Origin of the sequence: Neorhizobium sp. NPDC001467 (assembly GCF_050275975.1) — a bacterium.
Lineage (GTDB): Bacteria > Pseudomonadota > Alphaproteobacteria > Rhizobiales > Rhizobiaceae > Neorhizobium.
In genome coordinates this window covers 359,891-374,521 of record NZ_JBNNPS010000001.1, presented here as the reverse complement: position 1 = coordinate 374,521, position 14,631 = coordinate 359,891, and the positions used below count along the sequence as shown (strand labels likewise).

Below are 14,631 nucleotides of genomic sequence, written 5' to 3'. Positions count from 1 at the left end.
GGTTGTTTCATGGCATTTCCCAGGCTGAATGTCACTGCGGCAAGTTCGCGTGCAACGACTTATTGGCGACCGGTCAGCCGTCGGGAGAACAATGGCCGATCGGCTGCGAGAACCGCAGGAGATAGCCGTCCGGATCCTGCACGAGAAATTCCCTTGCCCCGATTTCTTCCGCGCCGATGCGATACCAGCTGTCTTTCAGGGCGCGAAACAGAGGCCAACCTACCGCTTTGAGTGACGAAGCGATGACGGAAACATCGGACACCTTGATCTCCAAATTGATGCCTCGTCCAACCGGACGCTCCAGCGCCCCGTCACCCATTCGCCATTCACCTGACACAGCATGACTTGCGCCCCCTCCCGCTCAAGGAAGGCGAAGCCGGCAGCCGGCCGGTCGTAGACAATGTGAAAGCCGAGAAGATCGCACCAGAAATGCAGGCTGGCAGCAATGTCCGAAACATCCAGTTCCGGCACGAGCGCATTGAAACCGCCCTGCGGTGAAGCGCCGTTTCCGGCCGCGGCATTGCGGCCGGATTGATCAAGCTGTTTCGGAGCGTCGCTGCTCACTGTCCCGACGAGGCAGTCGCCGTCGACCATTCGCGGATCGCCGTGTTGAAGGCGCGGATGCCCTCCTGACCCTTTTGCAGGGTCAGCAGCGCCCGGCGACCGTTGCGGTAAGCGAGCGGAATGTCGAGCCAGTTCTTGGAGCGCAGGAGTTCCAGATTGGTCGCACGCGCATCCGGGAAGTCGTTCAGCGCGATCATGTGGAAATCGTCGGTGATCTTGGCCGGAACGGCCACAAGCGGCGTGCCGCGATCCTGTTCCGTATCCTTCATGGCAATGCGCTGAACGCTGTCGATGGCGCCGCCTTCGAAATCCGGCGGAACCGAAAACACCAGTTCGATCAGATGGCTTGCCGGCAGCGATGCGTCGCTGTTGCGCTTGAAGGTGACAAGCGCCGTCAGCCCACGCCCGGGGATATTGATGCGCGCCTGAACGGTCGGCTCCTGGCGCCCGTTCTCACCCGGCTCGTTTTGCAGCGACCAGGAGACATTGCCCTCGACGGCCGTCGGCGCCGGCTGGCCCAGGCGTTCTTCGTAAAGGAACATCTTCTCGCCGCTGACGGCGGCCGTTTCCGTCGGGTTGACGGCCGGTACGTTCGCAGGCGCCTGGGCGGTCGCTTCGGCAGGCGTGGTTGCCGGCGTGCCGGGTGGGCTGTTCAACTGCGCCACCGATTGGCCGCCACCGCCGGCTGCCGGTCCGCCTGCCCCTTCGTCCACTTCCGTGCCGTTGGCCAGCAGGCGCTGTGTGAATTTCTGACCCGCCGTCGCGCCGTCGGCTGCCGCGGGCGGCGTCGCGCCGCCGGCGGCCGGGTCGGCGGGCGCGGTCTGTGCCGGGGTGTTGGCGACCGGCGGCGTCTGGCTGGCGGGCGGCGTCGCCGTCGCCGGCGGCGTCTGCTGCGCGGTATCAGTCTCGGAGGTTTCGCTACCCCCAATGCTGCCGACCAGTTCGCCGACCTTGTCCCAGTTCGACCAGGCGACATAGCCGCCGCCACCGACGATGACGAGGCCGAGAACAGCGAGGATCAACGGGCCGAAACTGCGCTTGGGCTTCGGCTGCGCACGATACGGCCGCACCGGCGGCGGCATCATGTCGTCATGCAGCTCCGCGTCCTCGGCAGCCGGCATCTTTTCGGCCTCTGCAGCAGCGGCCTTGTTATAGCCGATCAGTTCCTCGAGGTCGTTCCAGGGGTCGGCATCGGCGGGCTTACCTGCCTCGCTGGTCGCGGCGGTCGTCGCCCCGGCAGCAGATGTCGCCGCAACAGGCGTCGTCAGATCAGGCTGGCTGCGCAGATATTCCTCGAACGGATCGCTCGCGGCAGCAGAAGACGAGGCGGGCGCAACGCCGAATTCCGGCAGATCGGCGGCAGCCGGCATGCGGGCCGTGGCCGCGGCACTGACCGGCGTTTCGAAATGCGCATCGAAACTTTCTGAGGCAGGGCGGTCGTCGAACCGCTGCTCGGCAAAGGCGGAGCTCGTGTCGTCCTGCGTGGCACGCGGCAGCTCGACCGTGTCGGACCATGCGGGCGTGGGCGTCGCATCAGCCTCTACCCGTGTCGCAGCGCCCGTAAACCAGCCAGGCTCCTGCGCCGGTGTCGGGGTCTCGTCGAAATCGGCCATCGGCTCGACAAGCCGGGAGAGCGCGGCATTCTGGGTATCGCGCTCACCGCCCTCAGCCGGTTCGCGAATGTCATGCGCATGCGCCGTGTCCGCATGCGGAGCGTCCGGGTCCTGCGGCCAGATCGGTGTCTGTTCCGGGAAGGTTGGCTCAGAGGCCGGGATCAGGCGATCACGATCTTCGAGATAAGCCACGGTTTCCGGCAATTCGGCCGGACGGCCAAAAGGCGGCTCGTCGGGATAGGGTGCGTTGAGCGGCTGCGCCGGTTCGTCCCAACGCGGAACCTCCGCCGGTTCCCCTGGAACGCTGTCGTGGCGTGCGTCAACGGCCGCGGCATCGTAGCGATCGTCGGCGCCGTGATCCGCAGCACCCTGCTCCCCAAGACCGCGATCGTCGATGGGCTCATAGCGGGCTGCCTCGGGTTCCGGCTCATAGGACGGCGGCTCATAGGCAACCGGCTCGTTCGCCGGCTCGTGGCTCTGAAAATCATGCTGCTGCGGCTCATAGGAAGGCGACACAGGCGAGACGGGCGGATAGTCGCCCTGCATATCTTCGTCCGCCGGCTCTTCGCCGCGCGCATAGGCGCTGGGGGAATAGGACGAGGCTGCATCGTCCCGCACCGGCGTAGCCGCCGGCTCCGGCTCCCGTGGCCATTCCGACGCGCGTTGCGGCTCCATCGGCGTAGCATCAGATGTCGCAGCGATGGCACCGGCCGAGACCTCCGGTTCGCCGGCCGGCAATGCCTGCGCATGCTCGGCTTCGACGGAGGTAATCGCCGCCTCCAGCTTGTCCATCTGGCGGCGCAGCATGTCGTCCGACGGGCGCGGCTTCATGTTTTCGAGCTGTCGCTGGACAGCGCCACGCGCCTTTTCATACACCCGAAGCCGCATCTCGGGAGTATTGTTCGCCAGACCGTCTACCGCCCGGCGAATAACCGCTACAAAATCAGCCATCGATACTTTCTCTTGATCACCAGCCCGCAAGGGTCGCGTGAAAGATGTGTCAAACTAGGATATTAGTCCTCAAACGGGTCCGTCACAAGTATGGTATCGTCCCGTTCCGGACTGGTGGAAAGTAGGGCAACCGGCGCGCCGATCAATTCCTCGACCTGACGGACGTATTTGATCGCCTGAGCGGGCAAGTCGGCCCAGGAACGGGCGCCGACGGTCGATTCCTTCCAGCCTTCCAGCGTCACGTAGATCGGCTCGACGCGCGCCTGCGCTGCCTGTGCCGCCGGCAGATGGTCGATCCGCTTGCCGTCGAGCATGTAGCCGACGCAGATCTTCAGCTCTTCCAGACCATCGAGAACATCGAGCTTGGTGAGCGCGATGCCGGTAATGCCATTGGTGGCGACCGACTGGCGCACCAGCGCGGCATCGAACCAGCCGCAACGACGCTTGCGGCCCGTCACCGTGCCGAATTCATGGCCCTTCTCGCCGAGGAACTGGCCGATCTCGTCGTTGAGTTCAGTCGGGAACGGGCCTTCGCCGACGCGTGTCGTGTAGGCCTTGGTGATGCCGAGAATGTAGCCCAGCGAACCCGGACCCATGCCCGAACCCGCCGAGGCCTGACCGGCAACCGTGTTGGACGAGGTGACGAACGGATAGGTGCCGTGGTCGATGTCGAGCAGCGAGCCTTGAGCGCCTTCGAACAGGATGCGCGAGCCCTGGCGACGCTCCTTGTCGAGCAGTTCCCACACGCTTTCCATGAAGGGCAAGATACGGTCGGCAACCGAGGTCAGCTCCTCCATGATGTCCTTGTGTTCGACTTCGGCCGCGCCGAAACCGCGACGCAGCGCATTGTGGTGGTTAAGAATACGCTCGACCTTGGCTTCGAGCGCATCGCGGTCGGCCAGATCCATGACGCGGATGGCGCGGCGGCCGACCTTGTCTTCGTAGGCCGGGCCGATGCCGCGGCGGGTCGTGCCAATCTTGGTACCGCTGTTGGAGGCGGCGTCTTCGCGCATGCCATCGAGTTCGCGGTGCAGCGAGAGGATCAGCGTAGCATTTTCAGCGATGCGCAGATTATCCGGGGTCACGATGACGCCCTGGGCTTCCAGGCGGCCGATTTCGGCGATCAGCGCATGCGGATCAACGACGACGCCATTGCCGATGACGCCCTTCTTTCCCGGACGCACGACGCCCGAAGGCAACAGGGACAACTTGTAGCTGACGCCATCGATGACGAGCGTATGGCCGGCATTGTGGCCACCCTGGAAGCGGACAACGATATCCGCACGTTCGGAAAGCCAGTCGACAATCTTGCCCTTGCCTTCATCACCCCACTGGGAGCCCACTACCACGACATTCGTCATTTCGAGATATCCTGCCTTGCGGCGCAAGACGTTGCGCCTACTCAAACCGGCGCATCTATACTGCGCCAAATGTCGGAAAGCGACCGCTTTATCGATTTGCCTGTGGTTTTTGCGTGACAAAACACCGCCACCACCGGTATTGGCAGGGCCGAAAACGGCGCAAGTGCCGCGTGGGCGGGCATCGGGGGAGTGCGGGCGTGCACGGTAGAGCCTATGTTTTTCTGATCATTGCTACGCTTTGCTGGGGCGGCAACGCCGTCGTCGCCAAGCTTGCGGTCGGCCATATCAGCCCGATGACCTTCACCCTTTTGCGATGGCTTGTGGCGGTGGCGGTGATTCTCGCCATCTCGCTGCCGCAGATCCGCAAGGATTGGCCGGTCGCCAAAAACCATCTGCCGGTTCTGATCTTTCTCGGCGTCATCGGCTACACCGTCTTCAACGCGCTTCTCTATTCCGCCGTGCATCATACGACGGCGATCAACGTGACGATCGAACAGGCGGCCATTCCCTTCCTGATCTTCGTCGCCAATTTCGTGTTGTTTCGCATCCGGGTGTCGATCGCCCAGGTCTTCGGTTTTTCGCTGACGCTGGTCGGCGTCGCGCTGACGGCGGCGCATGGCGATCTGCGCAGCCTTTTGACACTGACGGTCAATCAGGGCGACGCGCTGATGATCTTTGCCGTTCTTGCCTATGCCGCCTACACGATCGCACTCAGATGGCGCCCGCCGGTGGACTGGCGCACGCTGATGGCCATCCCCGCGCTCGCCGCGCTCATCTCTTCGGTGCCGCTGATGGTCTGGGAATATCGCGCCGGAAACCTGCTCCTGCCAGACGTCACCGGCTGGGCGGCCACGCTCTATACCGGCATATTCGCCTCTCTCGTCGCGCAGATCCTCTATATCAGGGGCGTGATCGACCTCGGCGCCAACCGCGCCGGCCTGTTCATCAACCTCGTGCCCGTGTTCGGGACCATCCTTTCGGTCGCCATCCTCGGCGAACAGCTCTTCGCTTTCCACATCCTTGCATTGATCCTTTCGCTGGGCGGCATCGCCATTGCCGAACGCTGGAAGCCCAAACATCCGGCAACTGCCTGACTATTCGATCGGGTATTCGAACCCGTTCAGCACATCGCGAATGGCAGCGGACCCCTTGCGGTATTTCTTCCTGAGGCTATCGAGCCGGGCATCCGTGCCCTTGCAGTAGCGATCGAGCGCGGCGTCGATCTCGCGTCGGCGGTCGGCGTCATAGGGGTCCTCGCCGCGAAAATGGTCACAATTTTCCCGCTCAGCGATGTAGTGGCGGACGTCAGCGGGCAGCGCGTCGGCGGGCAGCGCGTCGGCGGGCACTGGGGCGGCAGTTTGCGAAGCGGCCGAGGCAGCACCGGCAACCACCAGCAGACCGGCACAGGCGAAACGAAGCATCAGCGGATCTCCCCCAAACCCCATCGCTCCGTCCTTTCGTGCTGCCAGCCCGAACGCCCTCAGTCGCGGTGTCTGCGGCGAATGCGTCGCACCGTCAACCAGATGCCGAGCACCACGACCGGCACGGCCGCCCCCGTCAGGGTCTCGGGTCCCACCGGAACGCCGAGATGATGCGCGAGCTTGGCGAGGTAACCGACCAGGCCGATAACGTAATAGGATATTGCCGCGACAGAAAGCCCTTCCACCGTCTGCTGCAGGCGCAATTGCAGATGCGCACGCTTGTCCATTGAAGCGAGGATTTCAGTGTTGAACTTCTGCAGATCGACATCGATCCAGCTTCGCAACAGGGCCGTGGCGCGCGTCAGCTTGCGCGACAGATTGGCCTGGCGCTCCTCCACCGACTGGCAGGTGCGCATGGCCGGCGCCAGCCGGCGCTGCAGGAAACCGCCCAGGGTTTCGCTGCCGGGCACGGCCTTTTCGCCAAGCATCGCCACCCGATCGAGAACGATATTGTTATAGGCGCGGCTGGCGCCGAAGCGATAGAGGCTGAGGGCGGCATTGGCCTCGAGCTCGGCCGCGAGCGCCGTGATTTCGCCCAGCATCGCGTCCGCCTGGCCGCGGGCGTGCTGCTTCATGCGCTGGGTAATGCCCGTGAATTCCGCCTCGATCGCGCGGATTTCCGGAGAGAGGTTCTGCGCCAGTGGCAGTCCCATCATCGCAAGCGTGCGATAGGTCTCGATATCCAGCAGGCGCTGGGCGAGCATGCCGCGTGCCGCCTCCGTCATGCCATGGTCGAGGATGAGGAATTTCGTCAGCCCGTCGCCATTCTGGCGGAAATCGGTCACCACGGTCGCCTGCCCGTCCGCGACCATGCTCTGGCACAGGCTGGTCTGGTCGAAGCTGGCGATGACGCCGGCCAGGTCCTCCTGCGCCGGACGGATCTCGATGCGGACCCCGGAAATGAACGGGCCGGGTGCGGCAAACCGTGCGCCAAACGGATTGACCGGAACTTCGCCTCCGAAAGCCGCCGGAGCCGCACTGTCCCAGAAATAGGTGGAGAATTCCGTATGGCGCTCCCAGCGCAGCGTGCCGCTGCCCCAGCTCATGGTGTGATGGCTCGTATCGGGCGCCGGGGCCGGCACGCCCTGCTCGAGCGACAGTTCGGCCAGCAGCGCATGATCGGCGGCGAAATTCGCTTCCGTCAGAAAGGCGACCTGAAAGATGACCCGCGGCAGCGAAAGAAGCGTGAAGGGCCGCGAATGGATCTCCCCAAGCGCGCGCGCCCGAACGTCGGCGACCGGAAACGAAAAACTGCGTTTCGACATGCGAATTCCCCGGCCGGCCCCAGCGGCCGGCTGCTCGACCGGGCTCTTATCAAAATGCCTGCGCGGCGCGAGATGACGCTTTGCCGCAGAACGGCATCGCAAATGCCGGGGCCAAGGCGCCGATGCGGGTGATGCGTAAACTTTTCATTAAATCTTAAGGAGCATCACTTTGGGTATGACCAAAGTTTCTGCGATGCGTATTGCGTTTTTCATCGCGCTCATGGCTATGACCGGCTGCGCCAGTGCGCCGAGCCGGATCAACAATGCCTGCGCCATTTTCGAGCAAAGAGATGGCCTGTTCAACAACTGGGCCCGGGATGCCAAGAGTGTCGAGCGTGAGTTCGGCGTTCCCGTGCCGGTGCTGATGGCGACGATCTATGTCGAATCGAGCTTTCAGCCCTATGCGAAACCGCGCCGCAAATATGTCCTCGGCTTCATTCCCTGGGGCCGGATCTCGTCTGCCTATGGCTATGCGCAGGCGCTCGATGGCACATGGGACACCTACCGCAAGGATACCGGCCGCTGGAGCGCGCGGCGCAGCAATTTTGCCGACGCCATCCATTTCGTCGGCTGGTATCACAACCGCTCGAGCCGCCTCAACGGCATTTCGCCGACCGACAGCCGCAACCTCTACCTTGCCTATTATGCCGGCCACCGCGGTTATGAGCGCGGTCAGTTCACCGCGGCCATTCGCGGCGCCGCCCAGAAATCGGCCAATATGGCAGCGCGATACGAGGCGCAGCTGCGCCAGTGCGGCTATTGACCGACAGCCGCATGCATCGCATCCGGCTGCCGATCATCGATCAGTATTCCGTTGCGCGAGAGCCTGGGGATCAGCTTGCGCCGGCCAGCGCGCCATAAGGCTCCAGGAACCTCTTCACCGCCTCGATCTCGTTGGGGCGGATTTCGTGGCTGCCCGGATGCCATTCGGTGAGCACCGTATCGCCCTGTTCGCGAAAGTAATCCGCAAGCGCAACGGTTAGCGGCACCGGGCAGATCGGGTCGCGCTCGCCGGCTGTAATCAGCACGCGTGCTTTTTCCTGCCCCACCCTCGCCTTCGGCTGGAACGGGATCAGCGGATGCATCAGCACGCCGGCATCGAACAGGCCGGGCTTTTCGATCATCACATTGGCGAGAATGTTGGCGCCGTTGGAAAAACCGAGACCAATCACATCGGAGGCGCCGTATTTTTGCCTGTTGGCCGCAACGAAGTCGCTCATCCGCGCGGTTGCCCGCTCCAGATCGGCAAGATCGTAAACGCCCTCTCCTGTGCGGCGGAAGAAACGCGGGGCGCCGTGTTCGGATACATCCCCGAGCGGCGAGATCACTGTCGCCTGCGGCAACAGCCGGCTGCCAAAATCGAAGAACTGGTTCTCGTCGCCGCCGGTCCCATGGAAGACGAACAGGATCGGCGCACCCGGCGCGCCGGCGCGGGCGCGGTGGAGATAGTTTTCAACGCTCATCGTGAAATTCCTTATCGGACAGGGAGCGGAGGCTGCCGCATCGAACCGGCAGCCTCCCAAGACATCAGTTTTCCAGCGGCTCGAGATGCTCTTCCAGTGCCTTGCGCAGATGCGCATGCTGGCTCGGCAGCTTCAGCGCTTCACCGAGATGGGCGGTATCCTCGTCGCGGTCGAAACCCGGCTCGTTGGTGGCGATTTCGAACAGGACGCCACCCGGCGTGCGGAAATAGATCGCCCAGAAATAGTCGCGATCGATCACCGGGGTGACCTGATAACCGGTGTCCATCAGCGCCTTGCGCACCTCGAGCTGCTTTTCCCGGTTCTCGACGGCAAAGGCGATATGATGGACCGAACCAGCGCCGAGCCGGGCATCGGAAATGTTCGGCATGGTTTCAATATCGATGAAATCGGCACCGTTGCCGCCCGGCATGCCCAGACGCAACACGCCGTCCTTCTGGTCGACCTCTTCATAGCCCATGAACTTCAGCAGTTCGGCGGTGGCGCCTTCGTCCCGCAGGCGCAGCGAAGCGGAATGGAAACCGCGGATCGCCTCGTCGGCGCCGACACCATTGCCCGTCCACTGGGCGCGGGCATCTCCCCTGACTTCCACCAGCGCAAAGCCATCGCCATCGGGACCTGCGAAATGAAGGCGCTTTTCGCCGAACGCTTCGTCGGCCTTCAGGCCTTCAGCACCCGCGCGGGTCAGCCGATCGCTCCAGTAACCCAGCGAACCCTGCGGCACCGAGAAAACGGTCGTGCCCACTTCGCCGGTACCGGGGCGGCCCTTGGCGATTTGCGGGAACGGGAAATAGGTCATCACCGAACCGGGCGTGCCGACCTCGTCGCCGTAATAGAGATGATAGACGTCCGGCGCATCGAAGTTGACGGTCTTCTTGACCCGGCGCAGGCCCAGCGTATCGGTGAAGAACTGGTTGTTTGTACGGGCGCTTCCCGCCATCGAGGTGACGTGATGAAGGCCTTTGATCTGGTCGAGCATTTAAATTCCCTTCTGCGGCTTCGCTTGAACCGCGTTTCATGAAGGGAAGATGGTGGATGCAACGCGTTCTGGATAGAGGATCAGGCCCGAACGCATTGTTCAATAAATGACGACGATAAACGGAAATCGTTCACCAACGCGCGATCAAACGCTTTCCGGCAATTGCCAGTCCACCGGGTCCTTGCCGATCGACTGCAGGTATTCGTTGGTCTTGGAAAACGGCCGCGACCCCAGAAAGCCGTTATGCGCGGAGAGCGGCGACGGATGCGCCGACTTCAGCACCAGATGCCGTTCCTGATCGACGAAGGACGCCTTTTTCTGCGCGTAGGAGCCCCAGAGGATGAAAACCACGCCGTCGCATTCATCGTTGACGGTGCGGATCACGGCGTCGGTAAATTTTTCCCAGCCGCGTCCCTGATGCGCGGCGGCCTTGCCTTCCTCCACCGTCAGCACGCTGTTCAAGAGAAGCACGCCCTGTTCCGCCCAGTGTTCCAAGAAACCGTGCTTAGCAGGTTCGATGCCAAGATCGTCCCTCAACTCCTTGTAAATATTGACCAGTGACGGCGGCGTGCGCACGCCCGGCTGCACGGAAAAACAAAGGCCATGCGCCTGCCCTGCGCCATGATAAGGGTCCTGCCCGAGGATGACGACCTTCACCTCGTCGAGTGGTGTCAGGTCGAGCGCGCGAAAATACTCCGACCCCTTGGGAAAGATGCGCTTGCCGGCCTCCTTCTCGGCCACGAGAAACTGCCTGAGATCGGCCATGTATGGGCTGGCGAACTCCTCTTCGAGCGCGAACTTCCATGTCTCTTCGAGCTTCACGTCCGCCATGACCAATCCTCCTTACTGAAACCGTCCGCCGCGCTGGATGACTTCCGTTCTGTAGCCATCCGGATCGGTGACGAAGAAAAATCTGGCGAAAGGTTTCCCCTCATGCGGCATTTCGACCAGCTTGCCGACGGTGAAGCCGAGCCCGGTGAAACGCTTGTATTCCGCCTCGATATCCTCGACCGTCACGGCCAGATGGCCATAACCATTGCCGAGATCGTAGGCCTCCGCCTGTCCGTCATTGACGGTCAGTTCCAGTTCGAAGCCGGTTTCCGGGTTGGAAAGGTAGATCAGCGTAAATCCGTCGAAGCGCACTCGATCGGCAATCTTGAGGCCGAAAGCCTTGTCGTAGAAATCGACCGACCGCGCCTCATCGAGAACGCGGATCATCGAATGCACCAGTCTTGCCATCGGCGAATGCCCCTTACGTCAGAATATGGTTGCTGCGCGAATGCCAGTCCCATGCGGACCGGATGATATCATCCAGCGTATATTGCGGCTGCCAGCCGAGCACGGCTTTCGCCTTGTCGTTATTGGCAACCAGCGTGGTGGAATCACCATCGCGCCGACCGACATATTCCACCGGAAACGGTTTGCCGGAAACCGCGGAAATGGCGGCGAGCAGTTCTTTCACCGTCGTTCCCGTGCCTGTCCCCAGATTAAGCTCGACGGTCTCGCCGCCCGCCAGCAGATAATCCACCGCGCGCACATGCGCATCGGCCAGATCGAGAACATGGATATAGTCGCGCACGCAGGTGCCGTCGCGCGTGTCGTAATCATCGCCAAACACCTTGAAACCTTCGCGGCGGCCGAGCGCCGCTTCGATAGCAAGCGGGATCGCATGGGTTTCCGGCGTATGCCATTCGCCGATCCGGCCTTCGAAATCGGCACCTGCGGCGTTGAAATAGCGCAGCATGACCGATTTGAGCCCCTTATAGGTACCGTAATCCTTGAGCGCTTGCTCGACGATGAATTTCGTTCTCCCATAAGGGTTTATCGGCGCCTGCTTATGCGTTTCGTCCATCGGCACCGCATCCGGCAGACCATAGGTCGCGCAGGTCGAGGAGAAGACGAACGCCTTCACGCCGGCATCCAAGGCGGCAGACAGCAGCGTCAGCGCACCGATGACGTTATTGTCGTAGAAGGCGACCGGGTTCTTCACCGATTCCCCGACTTCGATCAGCGCCGCGAAATGCAGAACCGCATCCGGCTTGTGCTTGGCAAACACCTCGTCGAGGCGCGCGCGGTCGCGGATATCGCCATCTTCGAGCGGTCCCCATTTGACGAATTCGGCATGACCGTTGGAAAGATTGTCGAAGACGATCGGCTCATAACCCCTTTCCGCCAGAAGCAGGCAGTTATGCGAACCGATATAGCCGGCGCCGCCGACCACGAGCACTTTCTTCTTCGACATCGATACCTCGAGTTTTCAGGTTTGAGTGTTGCACTGCAATATAATGAGCAGGACTCAAATATCCAGCCGGGAACCGGCGGGTAAAAGTGGAGCCTTGCGGAAAAGAATTGCGGCTGCGATCCCAAGCGAATATCGTCGCGCGCGGGCGAAGACCGGCCTTGGCCGGATCGCCCGCAGTATAGCTATAGGAACCGGATGCGTATTGTCTTTCTCTGTCTCGGATGGTTTTTCGTTGCGCTCGGCGTGATCGGGGCGTTTCTGCCGGTCATGCCGACGACACCGTTTCTCTTGCTTGCTGTGGCCTGTTTCACCCGCTCGTCACCGCGACTCGAAGCCTGGCTGATGAACCACAAGACCTTCGGCCCGCCCCTGCGCAACTGGAAGGCCCATGGCGGCATTTCGCGTCGCGCCAAGGTCAGCGCCATCTGTCTGATGGCGGCAAGCTATGCCGGATTCTGGTTCGGCAGCCACCCGGCCCCGTGGCTGGCTGGGCTTGTCGCCGTCATCATGCTCGGCTCGTCCGCCTTCATCATCACAAGGCCGGATGGCCCCACGTAATCACAGTGTCCAAGGAGACCAGAATGTATATTGCCATGAACCGTTTTCGCGTCGTCCCCGGCTTCGAGGAAACCTTCGAGGAGATCTGGAAAAACCGCGAGCGCCATCTCTCCACCCTGCCCGGCTATCTTGAATTCCACATGCTGAAGGGCCCGAAGGCGGAAGACCATACGCTTTACGCCTCGCATACCGTCTGGGAAAGCCAGGAGCATTTCACCGCCTGGACGAAGTCGGAACAGTTCCGCGCAGCTCACGCCAATGCCGGCGCCAACCGCGGCAAAGTCGAATATCTTTCCGGCCCCCATTTCGAAGGTTTCGAAGTCATTATCCACGAAGACAAGAACGGCGCGCGCGCCGATGCGGCGTAAGGTTTTCGCTCATGGACGCGCAAACCGAAAACACCGGTGACCGCCGCGCCCGGGCGCTTGCCGCCCTGGCCGAAAAACCCGATGGCGTGATCGAGGCGATCGCCGGCGCAGCACGGGTAACGCCTGCGGAAATCCTCGAAATCCTGCCGGAAGGTGCCGCCGTCATCGCAGCAAAGGACGAGTTCGCGCCGATCTGGACCGACCTCACGCAATGGGGAAAAGTCCTGTTCATCGTCCATACAGACGATATCGTCCTTGAGGCGGAGGGATCGCTGCCGGAAGGCTCCGAGGGCCATGGCTGGTTCAACATCCACGGCGACAGTCCGATTGGCGGCCATATCAAAAAGGACAATTGCGCCTCGGTGACCTTTGTCGACCGCGCCTTCCACGGGCGCCGTTCCTGCTCCGTCTGGTTCATGAACGCCAAGGGTTCGGCAATGTTCAAGGTGTTTGTCCGCCGGGACGAAAATCGCGAACTGATCGCCGAGCAACTGGCGAAATTCGAGGCCCTGCACGACCGCTACGCACCGCGGTAAGCGAGCCCCACCTGGCCCGGCGGACCTCCAGGGCCGGGTGGGGATTTCGTGGACGAGCGCTCACATGGCCGGAACCCATTTCCACAAAACGGCCTCGCGGCGTTCCGGATAATATTTGAATTCGCATTCGAACTGACGGCCATAGGCCTCCGCCGCTGCAAGCGCCGTTTCGCTCGGCGGGTCCATGCCGGTTCCCGGCGCAAACCAGTCCTCCAGCAGGTCATCGGGAATGTAGATCCCGACCCGCAGCGGCAGCACTCGCAACGTGCTGGCAAGTTCCTCTGGCGGCATTGCGTTCTCCCTGGAAAATTTCGTGCATGCGGCCGCGTCGCCGACCGATCGGCTCAGGACCGAGCGGGTCGGGTTCCCATCGGTCGAGTGCTCCGGCCGATCGTGCTCAGGCCCCGATCGTGCTCGGGCACGACCCCGAGCACGCATCCGGCAGCATTCATGATGCGCGATGTTCGGGCTTGCCCTTGCGCTTGGTCGAGGCCATGGCCTCCAGCTCCTTTTCGCTCATGGATTTCTCCATGCTTTTCGAAGCACCCTTGAGATCCTTCTTCTTGGTGTCGCCGCGTTTGGCCGACAGGGCCGCGCCGGCGGCCTTCTGCTGTGCTTTGGATTTTGCAGGCATGTCGATTTCTCCCAACTGTTGCGAACCGCGTCCGCACCGACATATCCAACAGTCGAAGGTTGCCGCAGGTTCCGAAAATCGAGCCCGACGGTTGAGCGTGTGGAACCCGCGGGCGCTGCCGGGGTTGTCCTGCACAACGCAACCCGAAAGGCAAGCCCATGGACAATCGCGACCCCCGCAAGGATATCGATCCTTCGATCGAGCAGGAAACCCTCGAGACCACCAATCCCGATGCGCTGCGGGAAGCCGCCCGTCTCGGCAATATCGATACATTTCTCGTCCGCTCCGATCTGGAAGACGCCGACCAGCGTGAAGCCGAGGACGGCGAAGACGGCCGCCCAAGCCCGCTTGCCAATGCCGACAACCAGGAAAAATGATCCGCTGGCGGGTACCTGCTCGCCGGCTGCCGGAAGACCGGCCTCCCACGGCGGAGGCTCGGCCTGGCGAGCGGGTTGTCACGCGCAATCATTCGGAGGACATGCATGAGCGCCCAAGACAGCGCCCCGGAAAGTGCACCAAACAGCGCTGAGGACAGCGCCCAGAACAATGGCCACGACGGCACCCGTGACAATGCCCTGGAACAGGGCATGCAGGAGCA

Annotated in this window: 19 protein-coding genes; 6 read left to right on the top strand and 13 right to left on the bottom strand. The window is 62.4% G+C overall.

The window, feature by feature from the left end:
- Positions 1–73: 73 nt before the first annotated feature.
- The 4 genes from ACQKKX_RS01865 to ACQKKX_RS01850 form a co-directional block, all read right to left on the bottom strand.
- Positions 74–319 carry a hypothetical protein gene (locus tag ACQKKX_RS01865; protein ID WP_427569357.1) on the bottom strand — a complete coding sequence of 82 codons (246 nt, stop codon included), beginning with the start codon at positions 317–319 and terminating at the stop codon, positions 74–76.
- Complete coding sequence (locus tag ACQKKX_RS01860) at positions 220–594, bottom strand: VOC family protein (RefSeq protein WP_427568239.1); 375 nt, start codon at positions 592–594, stop codon at positions 220–222. Before ACQKKX_RS01860 ends, ACQKKX_RS01865 begins: the two co-directional genes overlap by 100 nt.
- Positions 561–3,128, bottom strand: coding sequence for a hypothetical protein (locus ACQKKX_RS01855; RefSeq protein WP_427568237.1), 2,568 nt, complete (start codon positions 3,126–3,128; stop codon positions 561–563). Before ACQKKX_RS01855 ends, ACQKKX_RS01860 begins: the two co-directional genes overlap by 34 nt.
- 62 nt (positions 3,129–3,190) lie before the next feature.
- Complete coding sequence (locus ACQKKX_RS01850) at positions 3,191–4,489, bottom strand: adenylosuccinate synthase (RefSeq protein ID WP_427568235.1); 1,299 nt, start codon at positions 4,487–4,489, stop codon at positions 3,191–3,193.
- A 197-nt stretch (positions 4,490–4,686) separates the two neighbouring features.
- Here ACQKKX_RS01850 and ACQKKX_RS01845 point away from each other — a divergent pair, with 197 nt between their 5' ends.
- Complete coding sequence (locus tag ACQKKX_RS01845) at positions 4,687–5,583, top strand: DMT family transporter (RefSeq protein ID WP_427568233.1); 897 nt, start codon at positions 4,687–4,689, stop codon at positions 5,581–5,583.
- Here ACQKKX_RS01845 and ACQKKX_RS01840 read toward each other — a convergent pair whose 3' ends face one another.
- Positions 5,584–5,910, bottom strand: a complete 327-nt coding sequence (locus tag ACQKKX_RS01840; protein ID WP_427568231.1) for a hypothetical protein — start codon at positions 5,908–5,910, stop codon at positions 5,584–5,586.
- 59 nt (positions 5,911–5,969) lie between these two features.
- Positions 5,970–7,235: a DUF3422 family protein gene (locus tag ACQKKX_RS01835; protein ID WP_427568229.1), complete on the bottom strand. Its 1,266-nt coding sequence runs from the start codon at positions 7,233–7,235 to the stop codon at positions 5,970–5,972.
- Positions 7,236–7,428: 193 nt separating this feature from the next.
- On the opposite strand from ACQKKX_RS01835, the gene ACQKKX_RS01830 reads away from it, so the two are divergent.
- The gene (locus ACQKKX_RS01830) at positions 7,429–7,998 is read left to right on the top strand and encodes a transglycosylase SLT domain-containing protein (RefSeq protein WP_427569324.1); all 570 of its coding nucleotides are present in this window, start codon (positions 7,429–7,431) and stop codon (positions 7,996–7,998) included.
- A gap of 70 nt (positions 7,999–8,068) precedes the next feature.
- On the opposite strand, the gene ACQKKX_RS01825 is transcribed toward ACQKKX_RS01830, so the two are convergent.
- From ACQKKX_RS01825 to galE, 5 genes are all read right to left on the bottom strand, one after another.
- Positions 8,069–8,698, bottom strand: a complete 630-nt coding sequence (locus ACQKKX_RS01825; RefSeq protein ID WP_427568227.1) for an alpha/beta hydrolase — start codon at positions 8,696–8,698, stop codon at positions 8,069–8,071.
- Between the two features lie 64 nt (positions 8,699–8,762).
- Positions 8,763–9,695 (bottom strand): VOC family protein, encoded by a 933-nt coding sequence (locus ACQKKX_RS01820; protein WP_427568225.1) that lies wholly within the window; start codon positions 9,693–9,695, stop codon positions 8,763–8,765.
- Between the two features lie 144 nt (positions 9,696–9,839).
- The gene (ung, locus tag ACQKKX_RS01815; RefSeq protein ID WP_427568223.1) at positions 9,840–10,526 is read right to left on the bottom strand and encodes a uracil-DNA glycosylase; all 687 of its coding nucleotides are present in this window, start codon (positions 10,524–10,526) and stop codon (positions 9,840–9,842) included.
- Between the two features lie 12 nt (positions 10,527–10,538).
- Positions 10,539–10,934, bottom strand: coding sequence for a VOC family protein (locus ACQKKX_RS01810; RefSeq protein ID WP_427568221.1), 396 nt, complete (start codon positions 10,932–10,934; stop codon positions 10,539–10,541).
- Positions 10,935–10,947: 13 nt separating this feature from the next.
- Positions 10,948–11,937: a UDP-glucose 4-epimerase GalE gene (gene galE, locus ACQKKX_RS01805; protein WP_427568219.1), complete on the bottom strand. Its 990-nt coding sequence runs from the start codon at positions 11,935–11,937 to the stop codon at positions 10,948–10,950.
- Between the two features lie 195 nt (positions 11,938–12,132).
- Here galE and ACQKKX_RS01800 point away from each other — a divergent pair, with 195 nt between their 5' ends.
- The 3 genes from ACQKKX_RS01800 to hutX are packed head-to-tail and all read left to right on the top strand — an operon-like array spanning position 12,133 to position 13,399.
- Positions 12,133–12,495, top strand: coding sequence for a YbaN family protein (locus ACQKKX_RS01800; protein ID WP_427568217.1), 363 nt, complete (start codon positions 12,133–12,135; stop codon positions 12,493–12,495).
- Between the two features lie 23 nt (positions 12,496–12,518).
- A complete protein-coding gene (locus ACQKKX_RS01795) occupies positions 12,519–12,863 on the top strand; it encodes an antibiotic biosynthesis monooxygenase family protein (protein WP_427568215.1) in 345 nt (114 codons plus the stop codon).
- Positions 12,864–12,874: 11 nt separating this feature from the next.
- Complete coding sequence (gene hutX, locus ACQKKX_RS01790; RefSeq protein ID WP_427568213.1) at positions 12,875–13,399, top strand: heme utilization cystosolic carrier protein HutX; 525 nt, start codon at positions 12,875–12,877, stop codon at positions 13,397–13,399.
- Between the two features lie 60 nt (positions 13,400–13,459).
- On the opposite strand, the gene ACQKKX_RS01785 is transcribed toward hutX, so the two are convergent.
- Together ACQKKX_RS01785 and ACQKKX_RS01780 are read right to left on the bottom strand one after the other, a co-directional pair.
- On the bottom strand, positions 13,460–13,690 hold the full coding sequence (locus ACQKKX_RS01785) for a hypothetical protein (RefSeq protein ID WP_427568212.1): 231 nt from the start codon (positions 13,688–13,690) through the stop codon (positions 13,460–13,462).
- Between the two features lie 157 nt (positions 13,691–13,847).
- Positions 13,848–14,033 (bottom strand): DUF3008 family protein, encoded by a 186-nt coding sequence (locus tag ACQKKX_RS01780; RefSeq protein WP_427568210.1) that lies wholly within the window; start codon positions 14,031–14,033, stop codon positions 13,848–13,850.
- Positions 14,034–14,191: 158 nt separating this feature from the next.
- Here ACQKKX_RS01780 and ACQKKX_RS01775 point away from each other — a divergent pair, with 158 nt between their 5' ends.
- Entirely contained in the window at positions 14,192–14,410 is a 219-nt protein-coding gene (locus tag ACQKKX_RS01775; RefSeq protein ID WP_427569355.1) for a hypothetical protein, read from the top strand.
- Positions 14,411–14,631: the final 221 nt, after the last annotated feature.

Excerpts from the sequence above, each read along its gene's own strand:
- ung (WP_427568223.1), bottom strand. The coding sequence starts at position 10,526 with ATGGCGGACGTGAAGCTCGAAGAGACATGGAAGTTCGCGCTCGAAGAG.
- ACQKKX_RS01780 (WP_427568210.1), bottom strand. The coding sequence starts at position 14,033 with ATGCCTGCAAAATCCAAAGCACAGCAGAAGGCCGCCGGCGCGGCCCTG.
- ACQKKX_RS01810 (WP_427568221.1), bottom strand. The coding sequence starts at position 10,934 with ATGGCAAGACTGGTGCATTCGATGATCCGCGTTCTCGATGAGGCGCGG.
- ACQKKX_RS01785 (WP_427568212.1), bottom strand. The coding sequence starts at position 13,690 with ATGCCGCCAGAGGAACTTGCCAGCACGTTGCGAGTGCTGCCGCTGCGG.
- ACQKKX_RS01775 (WP_427569355.1), top strand. The coding sequence starts at position 14,192 with ATGGACAATCGCGACCCCCGCAAGGATATCGATCCTTCGATCGAGCAG.
- ACQKKX_RS01820 (WP_427568225.1), bottom strand. The coding sequence starts at position 9,695 with ATGCTCGACCAGATCAAAGGCCTTCATCACGTCACCTCGATGGCGGGA.
- galE (WP_427568219.1), bottom strand. The coding sequence starts at position 11,937 with ATGTCGAAGAAGAAAGTGCTCGTGGTCGGCGGCGCCGGCTATATCGGT.
- ACQKKX_RS01865 (WP_427569357.1), bottom strand. The coding sequence starts at position 319 with ATGGGTGACGGGGCGCTGGAGCGTCCGGTTGGACGAGGCATCAATTTG.
- ACQKKX_RS01850 (WP_427568235.1), bottom strand. The coding sequence starts at position 4,489 with ATGACGAATGTCGTGGTAGTGGGCTCCCAGTGGGGTGATGAAGGCAAG.
- hutX (WP_427568213.1), top strand. The coding sequence starts at position 12,875 with ATGGACGCGCAAACCGAAAACACCGGTGACCGCCGCGCCCGGGCGCTT.
- ACQKKX_RS01860 (WP_427568239.1), bottom strand. The coding sequence starts at position 594 with ATGGTCGACGGCGACTGCCTCGTCGGGACAGTGAGCAGCGACGCTCCG.
- ACQKKX_RS01855 (WP_427568237.1), bottom strand. The coding sequence starts at position 3,128 with ATGGCTGATTTTGTAGCGGTTATTCGCCGGGCGGTAGACGGTCTGGCG.
- ACQKKX_RS01840 (WP_427568231.1), bottom strand. The coding sequence starts at position 5,910 with ATGCTTCGTTTCGCCTGTGCCGGTCTGCTGGTGGTTGCCGGTGCTGCC.
- ACQKKX_RS01795 (WP_427568215.1), top strand. The coding sequence starts at position 12,519 with ATGTATATTGCCATGAACCGTTTTCGCGTCGTCCCCGGCTTCGAGGAA.
- ACQKKX_RS01835 (WP_427568229.1), bottom strand. The coding sequence starts at position 7,235 with ATGTCGAAACGCAGTTTTTCGTTTCCGGTCGCCGACGTTCGGGCGCGC.
- ACQKKX_RS01825 (WP_427568227.1), bottom strand. The coding sequence starts at position 8,698 with ATGAGCGTTGAAAACTATCTCCACCGCGCCCGCGCCGGCGCGCCGGGT.
- ACQKKX_RS01830 (WP_427569324.1), top strand. The coding sequence starts at position 7,429 with ATGCGTATTGCGTTTTTCATCGCGCTCATGGCTATGACCGGCTGCGCC.
- ACQKKX_RS01800 (WP_427568217.1), top strand. The coding sequence starts at position 12,133 with ATGCGTATTGTCTTTCTCTGTCTCGGATGGTTTTTCGTTGCGCTCGGC.